Origin of the sequence: Paracoccus broussonetiae (assembly GCF_031854425.1) — a bacterium.
Taxonomy (GTDB): domain Bacteria; phylum Pseudomonadota; class Alphaproteobacteria; order Rhodobacterales; family Rhodobacteraceae; genus Paracoccus; species Paracoccus broussonetiae.
Window position 1 is genome coordinate 68,896 of the sequence record NZ_JAVRQI010000005.1, and the last position, 22,430, is coordinate 91,325.

At 66.6% G+C, this 22,430-nt stretch carries 20 protein-coding genes and 1 tRNA gene; 17 read left to right on the forward strand and 4 right to left on the reverse strand.

Going from position 1 to position 22,430, the window contains the following annotated elements; translation table 11 throughout:
* The first annotated feature begins 64 nt into the window (after positions 1-64).
* The 4 genes from fabZ to lpxB all read left to right on the forward strand — a co-directional run bounded on the left by fabZ (position 65) and on the right by lpxB (position 3,370).
* Positions 65-544 (forward strand): 3-hydroxyacyl-ACP dehydratase FabZ, encoded by a 480-nt coding sequence (fabZ, locus tag RM190_RS07700; RefSeq protein ID WP_311758837.1) that lies wholly within the window; start codon positions 65-67, stop codon positions 542-544.
* Positions 537-1,325 carry an acyl-ACP--UDP-N-acetylglucosamine O-acyltransferase gene (gene lpxA, locus RM190_RS07705; protein ID WP_311759056.1) on the forward strand — a complete coding sequence of 263 codons (789 nt, stop codon included), beginning with the start codon at positions 537-539 and terminating at the stop codon, positions 1,323-1,325. The genes fabZ and lpxA overlap by 8 nt, the downstream gene beginning before the upstream one ends.
* Positions 1,322-2,119, forward strand: coding sequence for an LpxI family protein (locus tag RM190_RS07710; protein WP_311758838.1), 798 nt, complete (start codon positions 1,322-1,324; stop codon positions 2,117-2,119). The genes lpxA and RM190_RS07710 overlap by 4 nt, the downstream gene beginning before the upstream one ends.
* Positions 2,120-2,206: 87 nt before the next feature.
* On the forward strand, positions 2,207-3,370 hold the full coding sequence (lpxB, locus tag RM190_RS07715) for a lipid-A-disaccharide synthase (RefSeq protein ID WP_311758839.1): 1,164 nt from the start codon (positions 2,207-2,209) through the stop codon (positions 3,368-3,370).
* On the opposite strand, the gene RM190_RS07720 is transcribed toward lpxB, so the two are convergent.
* Positions 3,345-3,695, reverse strand: a complete 351-nt coding sequence (locus tag RM190_RS07720) for a RidA family protein (protein WP_311758840.1) — start codon at positions 3,693-3,695, stop codon at positions 3,345-3,347. The two genes, lpxB and RM190_RS07720, sit on opposite strands and share 26 nt — an antisense overlap.
* Positions 3,696-4,001: 306 nt before the next feature.
* A tRNA-Thr gene (locus RM190_RS07725) sits at positions 4,002-4,076 on the reverse strand.
* A 133-nt stretch (positions 4,077-4,209) separates the two neighbouring features.
* Between RM190_RS07725 and RM190_RS07730 the strand changes: the two genes are divergently transcribed.
* The 6 genes from RM190_RS07730 (at position 4,210) to RM190_RS07755 (ending at position 8,576) form a co-directional block, all read left to right on the forward strand.
* Positions 4,210-4,401, forward strand: coding sequence for a hypothetical protein (locus tag RM190_RS07730; protein ID WP_311758841.1), 192 nt, complete (start codon positions 4,210-4,212; stop codon positions 4,399-4,401).
* Entirely contained in the window at positions 4,402-5,685 is a 1,284-nt protein-coding gene (gene murA, locus RM190_RS07735) for a UDP-N-acetylglucosamine 1-carboxyvinyltransferase (protein WP_311758842.1), read from the forward strand.
* Positions 5,678-6,157, forward strand: a complete 480-nt coding sequence (locus RM190_RS07740) for a DUF2948 family protein (RefSeq protein ID WP_311758843.1) — start codon at positions 5,678-5,680, stop codon at positions 6,155-6,157. Before murA ends, RM190_RS07740 begins: the two co-directional genes overlap by 8 nt.
* Positions 6,158-6,291: 134 nt before the next feature.
* The gene (gene hisD / locus RM190_RS07745) at positions 6,292-7,602 is read left to right on the forward strand and encodes a histidinol dehydrogenase (RefSeq protein ID WP_311758844.1); all 1,311 of its coding nucleotides are present in this window, start codon (positions 6,292-6,294) and stop codon (positions 7,600-7,602) included.
* On the forward strand, positions 7,599-8,093 hold the full coding sequence (locus tag RM190_RS07750) for a UPF0262 family protein (protein ID WP_311758845.1): 495 nt from the start codon (positions 7,599-7,601) through the stop codon (positions 8,091-8,093). The genes hisD and RM190_RS07750 overlap by 4 nt, the downstream gene beginning before the upstream one ends.
* Before the next feature lie 3 nt (positions 8,094-8,096).
* Positions 8,097-8,576: an arsenate-mycothiol transferase ArsC gene (locus tag RM190_RS07755; RefSeq protein ID WP_311758846.1), complete on the forward strand. Its 480-nt coding sequence runs from the start codon at positions 8,097-8,099 to the stop codon at positions 8,574-8,576.
* A gap of 18 nt (positions 8,577-8,594) precedes the next feature.
* On the opposite strand, the gene edd is transcribed toward RM190_RS07755, so the two are convergent.
* Positions 8,595-10,397, reverse strand: a complete 1,803-nt coding sequence (gene edd / locus RM190_RS07760) for a phosphogluconate dehydratase (protein WP_311758847.1) — start codon at positions 10,395-10,397, stop codon at positions 8,595-8,597.
* A 115-nt stretch (positions 10,398-10,512) separates the two neighbouring features.
* Here edd and RM190_RS07765 point away from each other — a divergent pair, with 115 nt between their 5' ends.
* The 5 genes from RM190_RS07765 (at position 10,513) to pgi (ending at position 16,080) form a co-directional block, all read left to right on the forward strand.
* Positions 10,513-11,709 (forward strand): RSP_2647 family RNA methyltransferase, encoded by a 1,197-nt coding sequence (locus RM190_RS07765; RefSeq protein ID WP_311758848.1) that lies wholly within the window; start codon positions 10,513-10,515, stop codon positions 11,707-11,709.
* Positions 11,706-12,278: an RSP_2648 family PIN domain-containing protein gene (locus RM190_RS07770; protein WP_311758849.1), complete on the forward strand. Its 573-nt coding sequence runs from the start codon at positions 11,706-11,708 to the stop codon at positions 12,276-12,278. The genes RM190_RS07765 and RM190_RS07770 overlap by 4 nt, the downstream gene beginning before the upstream one ends.
* Before the next feature lie 68 nt (positions 12,279-12,346).
* Complete coding sequence (gene zwf / locus RM190_RS07775; protein ID WP_311759057.1) at positions 12,347-13,798, forward strand: glucose-6-phosphate dehydrogenase; 1,452 nt, start codon at positions 12,347-12,349, stop codon at positions 13,796-13,798.
* Positions 13,799-13,800: 2 nt separating this feature from the next.
* Positions 13,801-14,469 (forward strand): 6-phosphogluconolactonase, encoded by a 669-nt coding sequence (gene pgl / locus RM190_RS07780; protein ID WP_311759058.1) that lies wholly within the window; start codon positions 13,801-13,803, stop codon positions 14,467-14,469.
* Between the two features lie 6 nt (positions 14,470-14,475).
* The gene (pgi, locus tag RM190_RS07785) at positions 14,476-16,080 is read left to right on the forward strand and encodes a glucose-6-phosphate isomerase (RefSeq protein WP_311758850.1); all 1,605 of its coding nucleotides are present in this window, start codon (positions 14,476-14,478) and stop codon (positions 16,078-16,080) included.
* Between the two features lie 158 nt (positions 16,081-16,238).
* Here pgi and RM190_RS07790 read toward each other — a convergent pair whose 3' ends face one another.
* On the reverse strand, positions 16,239-17,036 hold the full coding sequence (locus RM190_RS07790) for an SIMPL domain-containing protein (RefSeq protein ID WP_311758851.1): 798 nt from the start codon (positions 17,034-17,036) through the stop codon (positions 16,239-16,241).
* A 192-nt stretch (positions 17,037-17,228) separates the two neighbouring features.
* Here RM190_RS07790 and RM190_RS07795 point away from each other — a divergent pair, with 192 nt between their 5' ends.
* Positions 17,229-20,516, forward strand: a complete 3,288-nt coding sequence (locus RM190_RS07795; RefSeq protein WP_311758852.1) for a hypothetical protein — start codon at positions 17,229-17,231, stop codon at positions 20,514-20,516.
* A complete protein-coding gene (locus RM190_RS07800; protein WP_311758853.1) occupies positions 20,517-22,418 on the forward strand; it encodes a cation:proton antiporter domain-containing protein in 1,902 nt (633 codons plus the stop codon).
* Positions 22,419-22,430: the final 12 nt, after the last annotated feature.

The window sequence follows — 22,430 nt, forward strand, 5'->3', positions numbered from 1 at the left end:
CCGCAAACTTGCCAAGCGCGCGCCCCGTTGCTAGGCAATCGAAAACAGTTATTGAGGGCCGCCCATGTCCACCGACGCGACCGCCTATGTTCCGCCGACCGAAGTCGATCTGGTCACGATCAAAAGCATCCTGCCGCACCGTTACCCCTTCCTGCTGATCGACCGCGTGCGTGATATCGTGCCGGGCGAAAGCTGCGTCGGCGTCAAGAACGTGACTGCGAACGAACCGCATTTCGAAGGCCACTTCCCGCAGGAGCCGGTCATGCCCGGCGTCCTCATCATCGAGGCCATGGCCCAGGCCGCGGCCGTGCTGGTCGGCGTGTCGCTGGATCTGGCCGGCAAGGGAATGGGCACCTATTTCATGTCCATCGACAAATGCCGCTTTCGCCAGAAGGTCGTGCCGGGCGACGTGCTGGAACTGCACATGAAGACCCTGCGCGGTGGCGGCAAGATCTGGAAATTCGAAGGCCGTGCCCTGGTCAACGGCAAGCTTGCCGCCGAGGCCGAGGTGATGGCCATGCTGAACCGTGGCGACAATGGCTGATCCGATCATCATCCATCCCTCGGCCGTCGTGGACCCCGCCGCGAAGATCGGCGAGGGCTGCGAGATCGGACCGTTCTGTGTCATCGGCCCCGAGGTAGTCCTTGGCCGGGGCGTGGTCCTGAAATCCCATGTCGTGCTGGCGGGCGATACCGTCATCGGCGACGGGACCGAGATCTATTCCTTCGCCTCGATCGGCGAGGTGCCGCAGGATCGCAAGTTCAGGGGCGAACACACCAAGCTGGTGATCGGTGCCCGGAACCGCATCCGCGAGCATGTGACGATGAACCCCGGCACCGAGGGCGGTGGCGGCATCACCCGCGTCGGCGATGACGGATTGTTCCTTGCGGGCAGCCACGTCGCGCATGATTGCCGGGTGGGCGACCGCGTCACCATCGTCAACCATGCCGCGCTTGCTGGCCATTGCATCGTCGAGGATGATGTGACCATCGGCGGGCTTGCCGGGGTGCACCAATTCGTCCGCATCGGGCGCGGGGCAATGATCGGGGCGCTGACCATGGTCACCGCAGACGTGATTCCGTTCGGTCTGGTTCAGGGGCCGCGCGGCCACCTGGACGGGTTGAACCTGGTCGGGCTGAAGCGCCGCGGCGTTTCCCGCGACGAAATCCACGCGCTGCGCGAGATGTTCGCGCGTCTGGGCGAGGGCAGCTTCCGCGATAAGGCCCGCCAACTGGCCGAAGAGGAAACCGGGCCGATGGTGCGCGAGGTGCTGGACTTCATCCTCGGTCCCTCGGACCGCAGCTTTCTGGCGCCGCATTCATGAGCCGCATCGCCCTGATCGCAGGCGAGGGTCGCCTTGCCCCCGCCATTGCCGCCGCGCTGGACACCCCCGTGATCTATGCGCTGGACCATCTTCGCCCCGAGATCGAGGCCAAGCCCTTTCGGCTTGAACGGCTGGTGCCGTTTCTGGACGAATTGACCGAGCAGGGCGTCACCCGCGCGGTCTTTGCCGGCGCCATCCGGCGTCCGCGGATCGAGCCCGACCTGTTCGACCAGCGCACGATGGCGATCGTGCCCCGTATCCTGATGGGGATGCAGTCGGGCGACGACGCCGCACTGCGCGCCGTTCTAGACGTCTTCGAAGAGGCGGGGATCCACATCGTCTCGGTCGATGAAATCCTGCCCGAGCTGGTGCCGGGAGAAGGGGTGCTGGCCGGTGAGCCAAGCCCCCGCGACCAGAAGGACGCGGCCCGCGCGGCCGAGATCGTGCATGGGCTTGGGCCCCTGGACGTGGGACAGGGTGCCGTTGTGGCCCAGGGCCTGTGCCTTGCCATCGAGGCGCTGCCCGGCACGCAGGCGATGCTTGAATTTGCAAAGCTTCATGCCGGGCTGAAACCCGATCCCAAGGGGGCGAAGGGGCTCCTTTACAAGGCGCCAAAGCCCGGACAGGACCGCCGGATCGATTTGCCGACCATTGGTCCCGACACGGTCCGCCAGGCGGCCGAAGCCGGGCTTGGCGGCATCGTCTGGGAAGCCGGGAGCGTCATCCTGCTGGAACGGGACGAGGCTGTCCACTGTGCCAATCAGGCGGGGTTGTTCCTTTGGGCGCGGGCTTGAATTGGGTATTTGGAAAACGGCGAAAACCATCGGGCAATTCATCGTTTCACAAATACCCATCAGCGACGGCGCAAGCGGAGTGACGCGATGAAGTTCTTCCTGATCGCGGGCGAGCCTTCGGGCGACAATCTGGGCGGCCCCTTGATGGCCGGGCTGAAAACCCTCGATCCGGAAGCCGCTTTTCTTGGCGTCGGCGGCCCTTCTATGGGTGCCGAGGGGCTGGAAAGCCTGTTCCCCATGGAAGAGCTTTCGGTCATGGGCCTCGTCGAGGTGCTGCCGAAATACCGCCAGCTGAAGGCCCGTATTCGCCAGACCGCGAAAGCGGTGGCCGAGGCGCGGCCGGACGCGCTCATCACCATCGACAGCCCGGATTTCTGCCTTCGCGTCGCGCGCGAGGCGCGGGAGATGATGCCCGACCTGCGGACAATTCATTACGTCGCGCCCTCGGTCTGGGCGTGGCGTTCGGGACGTGCGGCGAAGATGGCGCAGGTCATCGACCATGTGCTGGCGATCCTTCCCTTCGAGCCGCCCTATATGCAGGCCGCAGGCATGAGCTGCGATTTCGTGGGTCATCCGATCGCTGCCGAGCCCGTCGGCACCGCGGATGAAGGCATCGCCTTCCGCGAGGCGCATGATATTGCCGCGGATGCGCCCCTTATCCTTTGCCTGCCCGGTTCGCGACGCGGAGAGGTGGCGCGGCTTGGTCCCCGTTTCGACGAGGCCCTGATGCAGCTTCGCGACCGCCTGCCCGAGATCCGCGTCGTCATTCCGACGGTGCGCGGGGTCTCTGGCCTGGTCCGCGACATGGCGAAGCGCTGGCCCACTGCCCCAATCGTCGTCGAGACGCCCGAGGACAAGCGCGCCGCATTCGCCGCCGCCAATCTTGCCCTTGCGGCCTCGGGGACGGTCAGCCTGGACCTTGCAGCCAATGACGTGCCGATGGTGATCGGCTATGACGTCGCTCCGCTCAGCCGGATGATCATCGGCTTGATGCTGAAGACGGACACCGTGACCTTGGTCAACCTGGTCAGCGAAACGCGCACGGTTCCCGAGTTTCTGGGTCGCAAGTGCCAGCCAGGCGCGATGTTCAAGGCGCTGCACGAGCTGATCGAAAACCCGGCCGCGCGGGCCGCCCAGCATGAGGCTATGGCCCTGACGATGGAGCGGCTGGGGCGCGGCGGCGAGGCTCCGGGCCTGCGCGCCGCGCGCTCCGTCATGGCGGCGCTTAGTTCTGCGCGGCAACCACGATGATTTCGACCTTGTAGTCCGGCGTCGCCAGGGCCGATTCGCCCGTGGCGCGGGCCGGAGCGTGGCCGGCGGGGACCCACGCGTCCCAAACTGCGTTCATGTCCGCGAACTGGCTCATGTCGGCCATCCAGACCTGCGCCGAAAGGATGCGGGTCTTGTCCGAGCCGCATTCGGCCAGAAGGCGATCGATCTGGGCCAGCACCTGCTGGGTCTGTTCGGTCACGCTTGCACCCGGATTGCCGACCTGGCCAGCCAGATAGACGGTGCCGTTGTGGATGACGGCCTGGCTCATGCGGGCGCCGGTCTCGATGCGTTTGATATCGGACATGGGATTCCTTTCGGGTTGGGCCGGTGGTCGGGGATCGAGCCGCCGGCGAAGCCGGTTCGTCATGCCAAAGCGCGCGCCGGCGTTCAATGCCATCAACTGCCCATTCCAGCGAAAGGCGCCCGGCAGAGGGGACCCGCCGGGCGCCACCGCACCGATGGGGGCATCGCCCTGCGATCATGTGCGCGGCAGACGACAGGAAGATGACGGCGAGAGCTGCAAGGCGCCGGTCATAAGCGCGCGAACGGCCATATCGATCCGCGGCAAGTGCCCCTTTTCGACTAGGCCAACGATTTCAGGAGGTTTTCCTGGTGCTGCGAGAGAGGATTGAACTCTCGACCTCACCCTTACCAAGGGTGTGCTCTACCACTGAGCTACCGCAGCGCCGGTGGAGGGCGTTTAGACCGACTGATCGGGGGGTGCAAGGGGGTGGTGCAAGAAAAAATGAAATCTCCGGTTGCCTCGCACGGAAAGCCCGATGCTGGACGCAAGGCTGCTCAGGCGGTAACAGGGGGCCATGACAAAGGGACCCCGCAAGCCGGATGTTGTGAACGACCGCGAAGCGAGGCTGAAAGCCGCGTTGCGCGCGAATCTTGCCCGTCGCAAGACGCAGGGGCGGGCACGCGCCGCACAGGACGATTCCCCCGATCAGGATGGGCCTGCGGCGCGGGCGATACAGGACGGGCCGATGCCCGAGGACGAGGAATAGATGGATCAGATCATTGTAAGGGGCAACGGGCCGCTTCACGGCGAAATTCCGATCGCCGGTGCGAAGAATGCCTGCCTGACGCTCATGCCCGCGACCCTGCTGACCGACCAGCCGCTGACGCTGACCAATGCGCCGCGTCTGTCGGACATCCGGACCATGACCGACCTGCTGCGCTCGCTGGGGGCAGAGGTCGCCAGCCTGCAGGACGGACAGGTCCTGGCACTGTCCAGCCACGACCTGAACAGCCATACCGCCGATTACGACATCGTGCGCAAGATGCGGGCCTCGATTCTGGTTCTGGGACCGATGCTGTCGCGGGACGGGCAGGCAATCGTTTCGTTGCCGGGCGGATGTGCGATCGGTGCGCGGCCGGTGGACCTGCACCTGAAGGCGTTTGAGGCCATGGGAGCGGAACTGGATCTGCGCGATGGCTATGTCCATGCCAAGGCGCCCGTGGGCGGGCTTCGCGGTGCGGTGATCGATTTTCCGATCGTCTCGGTCGGTGCAACCGAAAATGCGCTGATGGCGGCGACTCTTGCCCGGGGCACGACGGTCCTGAAAAACGCTGCCCGCGAGCCCGAGATCGTCGATCTTGCGCAGTGCCTGCGCCGCATGGGCGCGAATATCGAGGGCGAGGGCACCTCGACCATCACGATCGAAGGGGTGCAGGCCTTGTCCGGGGCGACCCATCCGGTGGTCACGGACCGGATCGAGCTTGGCACCTACATGCTGGCTCCCGCTATCTGCGGGGGCGAGGTTGAATGCCTTGGTGGCCGGATCGACCTGGTTTCGGCCTTCTGCGAGAAGCTGGATGCCGCTGGGATCGAGGTGACGGAAACCGACCGGGGGCTGAAGGTTGCACGCAAGAACGGCCGCATCCGGGCGGTCGATGTCGTGACCGAGCCTTTCCCCGGCTTCCCGACAGACCTGCAGGCGCAGATGATGGCGCTGCTGTGCATGGCCGAGGGGACTTCGGTGCTTGAGGAGAAGATTTTCGAGAACCGCTTCATGCATGCGCCGGAACTGACCCGCATGGGTGCGCGTATCGAAGTGCATGGCGGACATGCGACAGTCCACGGCGTCGACAAGCTGCGCGGGGCGCGGGTCATGGCGACGGACCTGCGCGCCTCGGTCAGCCTGATCCTCGCCGGACTGGCGGCCGAGGGTGAAACCGTGGTCAGCCGCGTCTATCACCTTGACCGCGGCTATGAGAAGGTCGTGCGCAAGCTGCGGGGCGTGGGCGCCGATATCGAACGTATCAAGGGGACACCATCCGATGAATGACGCGCGTTTCAGCGATGCCGATCCCGCGCCCCTGGCGCTGATGGCGGGGGATGTCGAGGATCTGACGGTTGTTTCCGCCCTGGTCCAGGATGCGATCCTGCCGATCACCGAGATTTCCTATGACCTGCGCCACCGCCAGCTTGCGCTGCTGCTGAACCGCTTTCGCTGGGAAGACGCGGACAGTGCGCGCCGCGAAGAGCGGCCCTATGAACGGGTGCGGACGGTCCTGCTGATCTCGGACGTGACCCGCGTGCAAAGCGACGGGATCGACCGCGAGGATGCCGACCTGATCCTGGAACTGCTGGCGCTGCGCTGGCAGGCGGGTGAGGATGGGACCGGCCAACTGCTGCTGGAATTCGCGGGCGACGGCACGCTTTCGGTCGATGCGGAATGCCTGAACGTCGAACTGCGCGATGTGACGCGACCCTATGTCGCGCCGTCCCGCCGCGCGCCGGAACACCCCGAGGACTAGCGGCGGCCGCGCCACGCCGCGCCCCTTGCGGGGCGCGACGATCCACCGCGATTCCTCCGGCGGCAAGCAGGCGCAGGCCGCTTGAGCCGCCGGGCGGCAGCGGCTAACAAGGTCCAACCATTACGAGTGTGACCATGCCCATCCATCTGTCGACCGCCGAACCCGATTTCCAGCAGCGCTTTGCCGCCATGCTTTCCATGAAGCGTGAGGATTCGGCCGATGTGAACGACGTCGTGACCTCGATCATCGCCGATGTGCGGGAACGCGGGGACGAAGCTCTGGTCGATTTGAGCGGACGCTTCGACCGGGTGGCCCTGACACCGCAGACGCTGGCCTTCGACAAGGACGAGATCGCGGCGCAGATCGCCCTTGTTTCGGATGAAGAGCGGGCGGCCTTGACTGTGGCGGCCGACCGCATCCGCGCCTATCACGCGCGGCAATTGCCCGAGGACATGGAATGGACCGACCCCGAGGGGGCGACGCTGGGCTGGCGCTGGACGCCGGTTTCGGCGGCGGGCCTGTATGTGCCGGGCGGGCAGGCCAGCTATCCCTCTTCGGTGCTCATGAACGCGATTCCGGCGCGCGTCGCGGGTGTCGAACGGCTGGTGATCTGCGTGCCGACGCCGAATGGGCAGGTCAATCCGCTGGTGCTGCTGGCCGCGCAACTGGCGGGCGTCGATGAAATCTATCGCATCGGGGGCGCCCAGGCCATCGCCGCAATGGCCTATGGCACCGAGACGATCCGACCGGTCGACAAGATCACCGGGCCCGGCAATGCCTATGTCGCGGCGGCCAAGCGGCATGTCTTTGGTCGCGTCGGGATCGACATGATCGCCGGTCCATCCGAGGTGCTGATCATTGCCGAGGGCGCGCAGAACCCGGAATGGCTGGCGCTGGACCTGTTGGCGCAGGCGGAACATGACGCCGATGCGCAGTCGATCCTGATTACCCCCGACAAGGCGCTGGCCGATGCAGTAGTCCTTGAGGTCGAGCGGATTTTGCCGACATTGCCCCGCGCAAAGGTCGCCGGGGCAAGCTGGCGCGATTATGGCACCGTGATCCTGACCCGCGATCTGGACGAGGCGGCGACCCTTTCGGATCGCATTGCGCCCGAACATCTTGAACTTTGCGTCGACGACCCGGAGGCACTTGCCGCTAAGACCCGCCATGCTGGCGCGATCTTCCTGGGCGGTTGGACCCCCGAGGCGGTGGGCGATTACGTCAGCGGACCGAACCACGTCCTGCCGACTGCGCGCTCGGCCCGTTTTTCGTCGGGACTGTCGGTGATGGACTTCATGAAGCGCACGACGATGGCGCGGCTGACCCCCGAGGCTTTGGCGAAGATCGGCCCCGATGCGGTGGTGCTGGCCGCCTCGGAGGGGCTTTCGGCCCATGGGCTTTCCGTTGCCTCGCGGATCCGCGCGCTGAACGGAGGGCAGGGATGATCGCGATTGCGGCCACGGCCCGGCTGTGCCGTGTCGAGATCGACGACAGGGCCATGCCTCCGGCCTCTCCCGAGATGGAGCAGGACCGCCGCGTTGCCGTTTTCGATTTGCTCGAAGACAACAGCTTCAGCCTGCCGGGCCGGGAAGGACAAGCCGTGCCTGCGGGGCCCTATGCGCTGGTGCTTGCACTGCGGGAAAAGCGGCTGGTCTTCGACATCTCGACCGAGGGGGGCGAGAAGGTGGCGGAATTCCACCTTGCGATGGGTCCATTCCGCCAGACGGTCAAGGACTACTTCCAGATCTGCGCAAGCTATTTCGACGCGGTGAAGCGCCTGCCTCCCGCCCAGATCGAGGCGATCGACATGGCCCGCCGGGGCATTCACAACGAGGGCGCGCGCACCCTGCAGGAACGGCTTGAGGGTAAGGCGGTTGTCGATATCGACACGTCGCGCAGGCTGTTCACACTGATCTGCGCGCTGATCCCGGAGTAATCCGTGGCAGGACAGATCCCCCATTCGGTGCTGTTCTGCTGCGACCACAATGCGATTCGGTCCCCGATCGCCGAGGGGATGATGAAGCACTTCTACGGTCGTGCAGCCTATGTCCAGTCGGCAGGCGTCAAGAACGACATGGAGGTGGACGGCTTCGCCATCGCCGTCTGCAAGGAACTCGGGATCGAGATCTCGCAGCACCGCTCTCGTTCATTCGCCGAGATGAAGGAATGGGGCGACGACCTGGGCAGTTTCGACCTGGTGGTGGCGTTGTCGCCGGCCAGCCAAAGGCAGGCGCTGGAACTGACGCGGGTTTCGCATCTTGAGGTCGAGTACTGGCCGATCATGGACCCGACGGGGCTGGCGGAATCGCGCGACGCGAAGCTGGCGATCTATCGCCAGATCCGCGACCAGATCCGCCACCGCATGATCGACCGCTTTGGTCCCCCGATCGTGCCCTCGGCCGCCGCCGAAGGCATCTAGGGCAGGGCGGCGCAGCCGTCAGACGACGACCGCAGCCCCTTCGGTCGCGGGGCCGACATGGGCGCGGAAGGCCGCGAACAGCTCGCGCCCCATGCCTTCGGCCGAACGCGCGGGGTCAAAGCTTGCATTCTCGCGCGCATCGAAATCCTCGCTCAGGCATTCCAACACCCCGCGCGTGGCGTCAAGGCGCAGAAGGTCGCCGTCACGCAGCCGCGCAAGCGGACCGCCATTCGCTGCCTCGGGCGAGACGTGGATCGCGGCGGGAACCTTGCCGGAGGCGCCCGACATGCGCCCGTCCGTCACCAGCGCGACCCGCAGCCCGCGATCCTGAAGCACCGCCAGCGTGGGTGTCAGCGAATGCAGTTCAGGCATTCCGTTGGCACGCGGACCCTGGAAACGGACTACGACGATCGTATCCTGGGTGAACTCGCCGCGCTTGAAGGCGGCCTTGACCTCTTCCTGGTCCGAAAAGACGCGGGCCGGGGCCTCGATGACATGGCGTTCGGGGGCAACGGCGGACACCTTGATGACGCCCCGGCCAAGGTTGCCGTCCAGCTGCTTCAGACCGCCGGTCGCCGCGAAGGGGTCCGAGGCCGGGCGCAGGATCTTGTCGTTCAACGATGCGCGCGCGCCCTCGACCCAATGGACCTGCCCGTCGTGCAATTTCGGTTCCTGCGCGTAAAGGTCCAGCCCGCCACCCGCGATGGTCTTGACGTCGGGATGCAGCAGGCCCGCTTCGATCAGTTGGCCGATCATGAAGCCCAGCCCGCCAGAGGCATGGAAGTGGTTCACGTCCGCCAGCCCGTTCGGATAGACACGGGCCATCAGGGGGACGCATTCCGACAGGTCGTGGAAATCCTCGATATCAAGCAGGACGCCCGCCGCGCGGGCCATCGCGGGCAGGTGGATGATCAGGTTGGTGGATCCACCCGTCGCCATCAGCCCAACGATCCCGTTCACGAAGGCGCGTTCATCCAGCACGTCGCCCGCGGGCAGATAGTCGTTGCCCAGTCGCGTGATCGCGGCGGCTCGGGTAACGGCGGCCGTCGTCAGCGCCTCGCGCAGCGGCGTGTTGGGGTTCACGAAGCTTGAGCCCGGCAGGTGCAGGCCCATGAACTCCATCAGCATCTGGTTCGAATTCGCGGTGCCATAGAATGTGCAGGTGCCGGGGCTGTGATAGCTGGCCATTTCGGCCGCCATCAGGGCCTCTCGCCCGACTTCGCCTGCGGCGAATTGCTGGCGGACCTTGGACTTCTCGTCATTGGGCAGGCCCGAGGGCATCGGCCCGGCCGGAATGAAGACGGCGGGAATATGGCCGAAGGTCGCGGCGGCGATCACAAGGCCGGGCACGATCTTGTCGCAGACGCCCAGATAAAGCGCTGAATCGAAGGTGTCATGGGACAGCGCAACGCCCGAGGCAAGCGCGATCACATCGCGCGAAAACAGCGACAGCTCCATCCCGGCGCGGCCCTGCGTAACGCCGTCGCACATCGCCGGAACCCCGCCCGCGACCTGCGCGGTCGCGCCTGCCGCATGGGCGGCGCGCCGGATCAGATCGGGATAGCGTTCATAGGGCTGATGCGCGGACAGCATGTCATTATAAGCGGTGATGATCCCGACATTGGGCTTGCGCGCTGCGGCGAAATCATCTTTGTCGGGCATGGCCGCATAGGCATGGGCCTGATTGCCACAAGACAGATGTGCGCGGCGCGGGCCGTCCTCGGCAGCGCGGGCGATCTTTGTCTGATAGTCCGAGCGGGTCTTGGCCGAACGTTCGCGAATGCGGTCGGTCACTCGGTCGACGGTGGCGTGCAAGGTCATGGCTGGCGTCCTCCTGAGCGGTTATATAGTCCGTTAGCGATAACGGCGCAACCGCGTCACACTTGCCCCGCGCGCCGGGTCGTGGCAATCCTGCGCCGTTCGAACGAGGCCCAAAATGACCGCTGACCTGCCCATCATCCGCCTGCGCCCCAAGTCCAAACCCCAGGCGATCCGACATGGTTTCCCTTGGGTCTTTGCGGATGAACTGGTGACCGACCGCCGCACCCGCGCGATTGCCCCCGGAAGTTTCGCCGAGCTTCAGGATGCCGAACATCGCCCGCTGGGCCTGTGCACGGTCAATCCGAACTCCAAGATCATCGCGCGAGTGATGGACGCCGACCCCGGCGCGCGCATCGACGGTGACTGGATTGCTGCGCGCCTGTCGCGCGCACTTGCGCTGCGCGAGCGGCTGTTCGACAAGCCCTTCTACCGCCTTGTCCATGCCGAGTCGGACGGGCTTCCCGGCACCATCATCGACCGCTTTGGCGACGCCGCCGTCATCCAGCCCAATGCCGCCTGGGCCGAGCGCATGTCGACCGAGATCGCCGCCGCGCTGCGCGAGGTGACGGGCGTGCGCACCGTGATCCTGAACGGACAGGGACGGGCGCGCGGCCTTGAGGGACTGGACGAGCGGCTGGAGATCCTGTCGGGCGAGATGTCCGGTCCGGTCGAGGTGTCGATGAATGGCGCCATCTATCTTGCGGACCTGATGCAGGGACAAAAAACGGGCCTGTTCTATGACCAGCGCCCCAACCACGCCTTTGCCCAGCGTCTGGCCAAGGGCGCGCGCGTTCTGGACGTGTTTTCCCATGTCGGCGGCTTTGGCCTTGCCGCGCTGGCCGGCGGTGCCGTGCAGGCGACCTGCATCGACGGCTCGGCGCCGGCGCTGCAACTGGCGCAGGGCGGGGCAAAGGCGATGGGCGCGGCCGACCGGCTTGTGATCCGGCAGGGTGATGCCTTTACGCAGATGGAGGCGCTGGCGGCCGAGGGCGCGCAATTCGACGTGGTGATCTGCGACCCACCGGCCTTCGCCCCTTCGAAACAGGCGCTGGAGGCGGGGCTGCGGGCCTATGAACGCGTGGCGAAGCTGGCGGCCCCGCTGGTCGCGCCGGGCGGCTATCTGGGCCTTTGCTCGTGCAGCCATGCGGCCGACCTGACCTCGTTCCGCAATGCCAGCGCCCGCGGTATCGGCCGGGGCGGACGTCGCAGCCAGCTGATCCATACCGGGCAGGCCGGACCCGATCACCCGACGCTGCCGCAACTGGCCGAAACGGGGTACCTGAAGGCCCTGTTCTTCCGGCTGGACGGATGAAGGCGGTCCTGGACGCCTGCGTTCTTTATCCCACCGTCCTGCGCGAGATTTTGTGCGACGTGGCGGCGGCGGGATTGTTCCAGCCGGTCTGGTCGCAGCGCATCCTTGACGAATGGCGATATGCCGCAGACCGGCAAGGCGTCCCCGCCGGGGTCGAAATTGCGCTGCTGCAGGATCGGTTCCCGCAGGCGATGACCCTGCCCTCTGGCGGGGCAGAGGGGCTTGATCTGCCCGATCCCGCCGACCGCCATGTGGTCGAGGCTGCTCTGGCGTCGGGGGCGGGATTGATCGTGACGGCGAACCTGCGCGATTTTCCCCGCAGTGCCCTGGCGGCGGCAGGGCTTGCCGCCATTCACCCCGATGAATTTCTTCGCGATTTTTTCCTCAATCACCCCGATCCCGTGCTGGGCGCGGTCGCGGCGACGCAGGATCGCGCGCGGCGCGCTGGCGGCGAACTCGCTCGCAAGGAGTTGATGCGCCGCGCCCGCTTGCCACGTCTTGCCAAGGCGATCGACCGGCTGGCAGGGTCGGATGTTGCGGCGCAGCGCGGATCGGGCGAGGGTAGGTAAAGATGAGGGCAGGGTTGATGTTATCGCTAACAGACGCTAGTCCCATTCCCATGGACGAGGAGGGCCTGATGGTTTCGCGCATCATTCCGGTGGAAGAATTCGACCTGGTGGTCTTTGGCGCGACTGGCGATCTTGCGCATCGCAAGATCCTGCCGGGGCTTTACCGGCGCTATGTGGCGGGCCAGATCCCGCCCTCGGCCCAGATCATCGGCGCGGCGCGCACACGTCAGGACGACGCCGCCTTCCGCGAGGAAGCGCGCAACGCGATCCGGGAGTTCGCCGGTCCGACCGAAGACCTGTCCCAGCTTGACGATTTCCTGTCGCATCTTGGTTACGTCGCCATCGATGCGCGCGGAACCGATGGGTGGCAGGAACTCAAGGCCCGCATCCGGCAGGGCGTGGTGCATGCTTTCTACTTCTCGGTTGCCCCCGCATTGTTCGGCGACATTGCGCAGCGCCTTGCCGATCACGGCATCGCCGATGCAAACAGCCGCATCGTGGTCGAGAAGCCCTTTGGCCGCGACCTTGCCACGGCGCGCGAGCTGAATGCCACGCTGGCCCGGCATTTCGCGGAAAACCAGATCTATCGGATCGACCATTATCTGGGCAAGGAAACCGTCCAGAACCTGATGGCCGTGCGCTTCGCCAACATGCTCTTCGAGCCGCTGTGGAACGCGCAATACGTCGATCACGTCCAGATCACCGTGGCCGAAACGGTGGGCGTCGGCGGGCGTGGCGAATATTACGATCATTCCGGCGCGATCCGCGACATGGTCCAGAACCACATGATGCAGCTTCTGTGCCTGATCGCGATGGAGCCGCCCTATCACTTCGATCCGGACGCGGTCCGCGACGAAAAGCTGAAGGTCATCCGCGCGCTGGAGCCCTTGACGCCGGGGGACATCGTGCGCGGGCAGTATCACGGCGGGCCGGACGGTTCGGATTACCTGCGCGACGTCGACAACCCCGCCTCACGCACCGAAAGCTATGTCGCGCTGAAGGTGAACATCGCCAACTGGCGCTGGACTGGCACGCCCTTCTATCTGCGCACGGGCAAAAGGCTTCGCGCCCGGACCAGCGAAATCGTGGTGACGTTCAAGGCGCCGCCGCATTCGATCTTTGACGAGGTGGACGGCCCGCGTTCGAACCAGCTTGTCATCAAGCTGCAGCCGAACGAAGGCATGGACCTGACGGTGATGATCAAGGAGCCGGGGCCGGGCGGGATGCGCCTGGTGCAGGTGCCCCTGGACATGAGCTTTGCCGACGCGCTGGGGGCGAACGGCACCGACATGCCCGATGCCTATGAACGGCTTATCATGGATGTGATCCGCGGCAACCAGACCCTGTTCATGCGCGGCGACGAGGTCGAGGCGGCCTGGGCCTGGACCGATCCCATCATCGCCGAATGGGAGGCTGGATCGAAACGCCCCGAGCCTTATGATGCGGGCTCAAGCGGACCCGAGGAGGCGCTGCGCCTTCTGCATCGCGACAACCGCCGCTGGAGGGAGATCAGGCCGTGACCATGGAATTCGTCGAATACCCCGACCGCGAGATGATGGCCCTGTCGCTGGCCCGCAAGATCTCGGGCGAACTGGCCCAGCATCTGCGCGTGAACGAGACGGCAACCCTTTGCGTTCCGGGGGGAACGACGCCCGGCCCTCTTTTCGACACGCTGTCGGGTGGCGATCTGGATTGGTCGCGGGTCACGGTCTTTCTGAACGACGAACGCTGGGTGGACGGCGAACATGTGCGTTCGAACAGCCGCCTGCTGCATCGCCACCTTCTGACGAACAATGCGGCCGCAGCCCGCTATATCGACCTTTATACGGGCGACCCCGAGCCCGAGCAGGCGGTCGACACACTTGCCGCCCAGATCCAGCCTCTGCTGCCGATCACGGTGCTGCTTTTGGGCATGGGCACGGACATGCATACCGCAAGCCTGTTTCCCGGCGCCCCCGAGACGGCGCAGGCCCTTGCCCCCCATGCGCCCCCGGTGATGGCGGTGCGCAGCATCAAGGACGAACCCCGGATCACGCTGACCGCCTCGGCGCTGCAAAAGGCGATTTGCCCGCATCTGATGATCACCGGCGCCGACAAGCGCGAGGCGCTGGAACGTGCCCAGACGCTTGATGCGCGCGACGCGCCGATCCGCGCCTTTCTGGGCGATATTACCGTGCACTGGGCAGAGTAACCTGACATGAACGACATCTGGAAGCGCTTGGCCGAACACCACCGGCAGCAGGGCGACCTGCGGATCGAGGATCTGTTTGCCGCCGATCCCGGTCGCGCGACAGGCTTTGCGACCTCGGCCGACGGGCTGGTCTTCGACTGGTCGAAGACGGCGATCGACGCCACGGCGCGCGACCTGCTGTTGCAACTGGCGGCCCCCGTCGCCGCCCGTCGTGACGCGATGTTCGCAGGCCAGCGCATCAACGAAACCGAGGATCGGGCCGTCCTGCACACCGCCTTGCGCAACCTTGACGGCAGCGTGACCGTCGACGGCAAGGACGTCATGCCTCAGGTGCGCGAGACCCATCAGCACATGCGCGATTTTGCCGCGCGCGTGCGCAGCGGCGCGTTTTCGGGGCAGGGCGGGCGCTTCACCGATGTCGTGAACATCGGCATCGGCGGTTCCGACCTTGGCCCGGCCATGGCGACGCGGGCCTTGTCGCCCTGGCATGACGGGCCGCGGGTGCATTTCGTTTCGAACGTGGACGGGGCGGATATCGCGGACGCGCTGAAGGGTCTTGATCCCGCGACGACGCTGGTGATCGTCGCCTCCAAGACCTTCACCACGATCGAGACGATGACCAATGCCGCGACCGCCCGGGACTGGATGGCCGGATCGGTGACGACCCCGGCCACCCAATTCGCGGCGCTGAGTTCGGCCCAGGGCAAGACCGCTCAATGGGGCATCGATGCGGACCGTGTCTTCGGGTTCGAGGACTGGGTCGGCGGGCGCTATTCCATGTGGGGTCCGATCGGCCTGTCTCTGATGATCGCCATCGGCCCGGATGCCTTCGACGAATTCCTTGCCGGCGGGCTGGCGATGGACCGCCATTTCCGTTCCGCGCCGGACGGGCAGAACCTGCCGGTGCTGCTCGCGCTGGTCGGCCTGTGGCACAATCAGGTCTGCGGCTATGGCACCCGCGCCGTCCTGCCCTATGACAATCGGCTTGCACGCCTGCCGGCCTATCTCCAGCAGCTCGAGATGGAATCGAACGGCAAGCGGGTGGCGATGGATGGCAGCGACCTGACCCTGCCCTCGGGCCCGGTGATCTGGGGAGAGCCGGGGACGAATGGCCAGCACGCCTTCTATCAACTGATCCATCAGGGCACGCAGGTCATCCCCTGCGAATTCATGCTGGCGGCGCGTGGGCATGAGTCGGACCTTGCCCATCACCACCTGCTTCTGGCCGCGAACTGCCTTGCCCAGTCCGAGGCGCTGATGCGCGGCCGCTCGCTTGACGAGGCGCGCGGGCTAATGCGGGCGAAGGGCCTTGAGGGGGCGGAACTTGAACGCCAGGCCCGCCACCGGGTCTTTCCGGGCAACCGGCCATCGACGACACTGGTCTTTCCCGAACTCACGCCCTTCGTTCTTGGGCAGATCGTGGCGCTTTACGAACATCGCGTCTTTGTCGAAGGCGTGATCCTTGGGATCAACAGCTTCGATCAATGGGGCGTGGAGCTGGGCAAGGAACTTGCGCTGCAGGTGGCACCGCTTCTGGACGGTGTGGCATCGCCCGGCCATGACCCATCGACCGAACATCTCGCGGCACTGATCCGAGAGTTGCGCGGCTGACCCATCGCGGTCTTCACCGTTTTCCAAATACCCATTCGCCGCCGGTGCCACGGGCCCGGCGGCGATCGCATTTCCGCAATGCTCACCACCGCCGAGCATCTGAAAATAACAAAGGCGGCGGAATGGGTTCCGCCGCCTTTCTCATCCAGTTTCAGGCCTTACTCGGCAGGTGCCTTCGGGGCGTCAGGGGCACCTTCAGCGGGCAGAAGATCGAAGACCGCGGTGACCTGCGCGCTGACTTCAAGCTCACCCGCGGCGATCGGGACCGAGGAATCCGCCTTGGCCTCGGCGCGCATCGCCATCAGCGGGCGCGGGCCTTCGGGGATGGCCGCGTCGGACAGCATCCGGATCTGGCCAAGCCGCATCCCGGCCGCCTCGGCCATCAATTCGGCGCGGCGGCGGGCATCGACCACGGCGTCGGCACGGGCCTTGTCCTCGGCCTCGGCCATGTCCTCACGGGCGAAGCTGATCCCGCTGATCTCGTTCGCACCGGTCGAAACCAGCCGGTCCAGCACTGCGCCTAGGCCGTCAAGATCCCGGACGCGGACGTTCACGGTGTTCTGCGCGACATAGCCCACCATCTTCGGCGGCTGGTTGTTATCATAGACCATCTTCGGCGACAGGCTCAGCCCGGCGGTCTGGATGTCGCGCGCCTCGACGCCCTCGGCGGTCAGCGCGTCAATCACGGCCTTCTGGCGGCTGGAGTTCTGGGTCATCGCCTCTTCAGCGGTTGCGGCCTCGGTGCTGACACCCAGGGTGATCAGCGCAAGATCCGGGGCCGCGCTCGATCGTCCTTGCCCGGTGACGGTCAGCTTGGCGGCGTGATGCGGCATCTTGTGGCCCATCCCGGCCGACGGCGCTTCGTTCGGGCCGGGCGCGGGGGACTGCGCCATGGCAGGCGCGGCCAGCAGCGCCGCAAGCGAGACAGCCGTCAGGAACGGTCGGAAAGGGGTCATCTCTGGTTCTCCTTGGTGCGGTCGGGCGTCCCGGCCGCAGGTGTTGCAGTCGAAACGGTCTAACGCGAAACCATCGCTTCCGATCCCTCACAAAAGGGTGTTCCGCTTTTCACGCGGCGTGATCTGAGGTAGTTCATGCATACAATTTGAAGTCGCGCCGCGGCGCCCGGATCTGCAAGGCAAAGCCGATAGATGTCGCTTGATTCCGTTACCGAATACGCCCTGACTTTCAGCGGGGACGCCGTGCACCTGCAGAAGCGTGACCCTTTCACGCCGTCGCGACCGCATGAGCGCAAGCCTGCATGGCGTCATCTCGGCTCGGTAGATTTCGACGAACCCGATTTTCACGACATGCTGACCGAATTGCGGACGATGGCGACGGGCGAAGGGGCAGAGGTTCCGTTGGCGGTGACGCTGGTGATCCCAGACGACCAGATCCTTTACACGACCCTGACCATCGCGCCTTCGGGCGACCGCGAAAGGGCGGTGGCAAAATCGCTGGACGGGCTGACCCCCTATCCCATCGACGAGCTTTCCTTCGACTGGGAGGGCGAGGGGGACAGCGTGCGCGTCGCCGCGGTTGCGCGCCAGACCCTGCGCGAGGCGCTGGAGTTCGCCCGTGAATACGGGTTCGAGGGGCAGCGCTTCTCGGCCGATCCCGAGCATGACCAGTTCGTTGGCGAGCCCGATTTCGCCCTGGCCGCGCCCGGGCGCCAGCGCCCCGTCATCGACCCTGCGCAGGCGGGCGTGACCGCTGCCGCGCTGATGTTTTCGGACGATGTCGAGGTGGCAAAGGACGACCCGACCCAGGACGAGTTCGTGCCGCAAGCGGCCGAAGACGCCCCAGACGAGGCGTTGCAGGACGCTGCGGAAGCGGCCGGGGATGCACCCCTGGCCGAGGCCGCGGATGACCTTGACACAGTGCCCCCGGACAGCCCCGCCGAGGACGAGGAACCGGCCGGGCACCCCTCGGGGACCGCGAGCGACGCCGGTTCGGTGGCGGAAACCAGCTTCCAGCCTTTGCCACCCCTTGCCGAAAGGGACGAGCAGGATCCCGATACGGCTTTCGAAGATGCCGAACGGCCTGACATGTCCCCCGAGGCGGCCGCGATCCTGCGCCATCCGCCCCAATCCGAGGCGGCCCCGGCTGATCCGTTGAATCCGCGCGCCCGGGCAGTGCACCAGCGCGCTGCCGAGGCGCGGCAGAACCGCGTTCCCGGCGCGGCGCCATCGGCCCCCGTTCGTCCGGCTTCGGCCCGGACCTCCATGCGTCGTCATTCCGGCCTGTTCGTGATGCTTGCCGTGCTGGTGGTCGGGCTGGCGATTGCCTGGGCCTTCCTTGCGCAGGACAAGCCTGTCGCACAGATCGCCCCGGATCCCACCCCGGTGCAGGTCGCTGCCGTCGATCTGCCCGCGGCGGATGCGCCCGTGGTCGAGGATCCGAACGCAGCCGATCCAACGGCAGAAGATCCGGTCGAAGAATATCAGGCCAGCGACGAGGCCGTCACGGACCCCGCTGCCCAGGCGCTTTCCGCCGAAGATCCCGCGGCCGAGATGCCCGCTGCCGACGCGGCGCAGGCCGTTTCCCCGACCACGGATCTGTCCGCAGCTCCGGCCACTTTGCGCGAAGATACCGCTGCCGCTTCCGTCACTGCTGACAGCACAGTGACCGAACCAGAGGCGCTGCCGCCGCTGATGCTGCACGAAATGAGCGATAGGGATGCGCGCCGCGTTGTCGTGGCCGCCGCCGCGGTGGCCGCCGCCGTGGTTCCGCCGCCTGCCGCAGCACCTGCCGAAACCACCGCCGCTGTCTCTGATCCTGTTCCCGCGGTGGCGGACACTCCTTCCGCTCCCACCCCCGAAGCCGCGACCGCTCAGCCCGCCCCGGCCAAGCCGGCGGCGACGGTTCCAGCTGTGAAACCTGCGGCGGTCCAGCCGCCTGCGTCCAGCCAGACCCGCAGCGCGGCGCCAGCCCCGACCCGCAGCACGGTCGGGACCGGACGCCCGGCCAGCGCGAACCGCAAGGTCGCCGCGCCCGCGCCTGCGCAGGCTGCATCGGAAGCGGACGCTCCTGCTGCCGCCAAACCGCAGCTGAGCAGCTCGGCCCGCCCGCAGCTTTCCCCGCGCCGCAGCACCCCCCAGACCTCGACGCCGCGGATGGACACGGCGCCGCGCGTCCCATCGGATCCGCTGCCATATGCGGCCAGCCAGAAATCGACGCGGCCCACGGCCAGCGCCCGTCCGCCCGTGCGGAGTTCCGCGCCCGCGCATACCCGCGAGAAGGTGTCCAGCGCCGCGGATACGCGCGAGATCCCGGTGACGGCTCCGACCCACAGGGCGCGGCCGCCGCAGCGCCCCGAAGGCTCGGTGCCAGAGATCATCCAGCCGGAAACGGATGCCCAGCTTCTGGACGACGCGGACCGGCTTCAGCTTGATGCGCTGGTGCAGGATCTGCGCCGCCACGGGCTGGCCCTGCCGCAGCCGACTGTGACCCGTCCCGCCGTCCGGCTGGCCGAGGCGCGCCCGCTGCGCAAGCCGAAGGACGCGAAGACCGTCACGGATGCGGTTTCGCCCTCGGCCGTCGAGGATGCCCTGCGTTCGGCCACGGCCGCCCCGCCAGAGCGTCCGGCCAAGGCCGCAACAAAGGCATCGGGTAAAACCGCCAGGGCAGCAGACACCGCGCCTGACCAGACCACGGCGGCTGCGCCAGCTTCGCTGCGCGGCTCGATGCGTCCGGCGGCCCGGCCGGGCGGCACTCACCGCATTTCGGAAGAGGCGGTCGAAAAGGCGATTGCGGCAGCGGTCGATGCCTCGCCCGCCATCCCGAACGCGATCAAGCTGTCAGCGCTGAACTCTTCGCCCTTGCCGCCCCGGCGGACCGAGGATGGGCCGGCGCGCGCCGCCGATGACGACAAGCCGGATACGCCCGCTGCCGCGGGTGCCGGTGCCGCTGCGGTCGCCGCCGCAGCCGCCCCCGGCCCCGACGAGGCCGAGCTGGCCGCCCGCCGTGCGCTGGATGAGCAGTTGCAGTCCCAGGCCGAGGCGCGCATCCGCGCCCGCGCCCAGGCCGATGCCGCCGCCGAGGCGCAGGCCCGCGCCCAGGCCGAGGCTCGTGCCCGTGCCCAGGCCGCCGCCGAAGAGCGCACGGCCCGCGCCCGCCAGCAGCAATACAAGCCGCCAGAGGTCGATGACGAACCCGAAATCGCCAGCAATGCCGCGCGCGGCGGCGCGACGACGGCCAGTGTCGCCAAGGCGGCAACGCAGTCGCGCGCGCTGGACACCGGCCGGACCACGATCATCGGCATCATTGGCGCGGGCAATGCCAGCCGCGCGCTGATCCGTCTGCGCAATGGCAAGGTCGTGACCGTCCGGCTGGGCGACAAGATCGACGGCGGCACCATCAACTCGATCGGCGATGGCCGCCTTACCTATGTCAAGGCCGGTCGGGTCCGCGAACTCAGGATGCTGGACGGGCGATAGATGGAAGCCCTGCTGCCGGTTGCGACGCTTTACCTGCTGACGATGGTCGTTGCCGTGCCGTTGTCGGCGCGGCTGGGGTTGGGATCGGTCCTTGGCTATCTGGTCTCGGGCATCCTGATCGGGCCGGTCCTGGGCCTTGCCGGAAGCGAGGGCGAGCGCGCCGACCTGCAGCATTTTGCGGAATTCGGCGTCGTCATGATGCTGTTCCTGATCGGGCTGGAACTGGATCCCCGCACCCTATGGCAGATGCGGCACAAGCTGCTGGGGCTTGCCGGGATGCAGATCCTGGGAACGGTTGCGTTGCTGGCGCTGGCGGCGCTTGCGCTTGGGCAAAGCTGGCAGGTTGCGCTGGCGATCGGCATGATCCTGTCGCTGAGTTCGACCGCCATCGTCCTGCAGACCCTGTCCGAGAAGTCGCTGATGCAGACGGCGGGCGGGCGCAGCGCCTTTGCGGTCCTGCTGACGCAGGATATTGCCGTCATCCCCATGATCGCAGTTCTGCCGCTATTGGCGACCCGCGCTGTGCCCGGCGCGACCGAAGAGGGGGCGGCCAACCTGCTCAACAACCTGCCCGGCTGGGCGCTGGCCCCCGTCACGCTGGGTGCCGTCGCCGCCGTCATCGCGATCGGGCAATATCTTGTCCGCCCTGCATTCCGCTATGTGAACGCCTCGCGCATCGGTGAACTCGATACCGCGCTGGCGTTGCTGATCGTCGTCGGCATCGCCTCGCTGATGGAAATGGTGGGTCTTTCCCCTGCGCTTGGCACCTTCCTTGCCGGGGTGGTGCTGGCCGGGTCCGAGTTCCGCCACGACCTTGAAGGCCAGATCGCGCCCTTCAAGGGGCTGTTGCTGGGGCTTTTCTTCATCACGGTTGGTGCCGGGATGAATTTCGACATCCTGTTCGATCGCCCGGTTGTCGTTCTGGGGGCCACCGTCACCCTGATCGCGGTGAAGTCGCTGGTGCTTTATGCCACTGCGCGCACCACCGGGCTGGGAGGGCGGGACCGCACGCTGTTCACCCTGTCGCTGGCGCAGGCGGGTGAATTCGCCTTCGTGCTGATCGCCTTTGCCGTTTCGCTGGCGATCTTTCCACGACCGCTGGCGCAGACCCTGCTGCTGGTCGTCGCGCTGTCGATGCTGGCGACGCCGCTGCTGTTCATGCTGTCGGACTACATCTCGCGCCGCATCGCCGAGGAACGCGCGTCGGACCCGCCCGACGTGATCGAGGAACAGCAGCCCATCATCATCGCGGGGATCGGCCGCTTCGGCCAGGTGGTGAACCGGCTTGTCACCATGTCGGGCTTCCCCACCATCGTTCTGGACCATGACCTTGAGGTGATCCAGGTCATGCGCCGCTTCGGCTTCAAGGGCTATTACGGCGACCCGACCCGGCCCGAGATCCTGCGCGCGGCGGGCATCGACAAGGCCCGGATCCTGGTCGCGGCCTTGGACGACCCCGAGGCGAACCTGCGCCTGATCCATCATGCGCGCGAGATCCGGCCGGACATCGTCATCATCGCGCGGGCTTATGACAGGGTGAACGTTTTCCAGCTTTACGGCGCCAAGGTCGACCATATCGTGCGCGAGACCTTTGACAGCTCGCTCCGCGCCGGGCGCTATGTGCTGGAACGCGCGGGGCTGTCGGAATACGAGGCTGCCGAGCTTGAGCGGATCTATTACCAGATGGACCGCGCCGGGCTGCGTCAGCTGGCCGAGGTCTGGAAACCCGGCGTTGCTCTGGCCTCGAACGCCGAATATATCGAGCGCAGCCGCGAGTTGAACCGCCAGCTTGAATCGGCCCTGGTCGAGCGGTTTTCCCAGGGCCCAAGCGCCGGCCCCATCTCGGTGAACGAAGACGACCTGCCGAACTATGCGGCGCGGGGCCGCCCCGGCGGACGCTGACCCGGCCGCGAC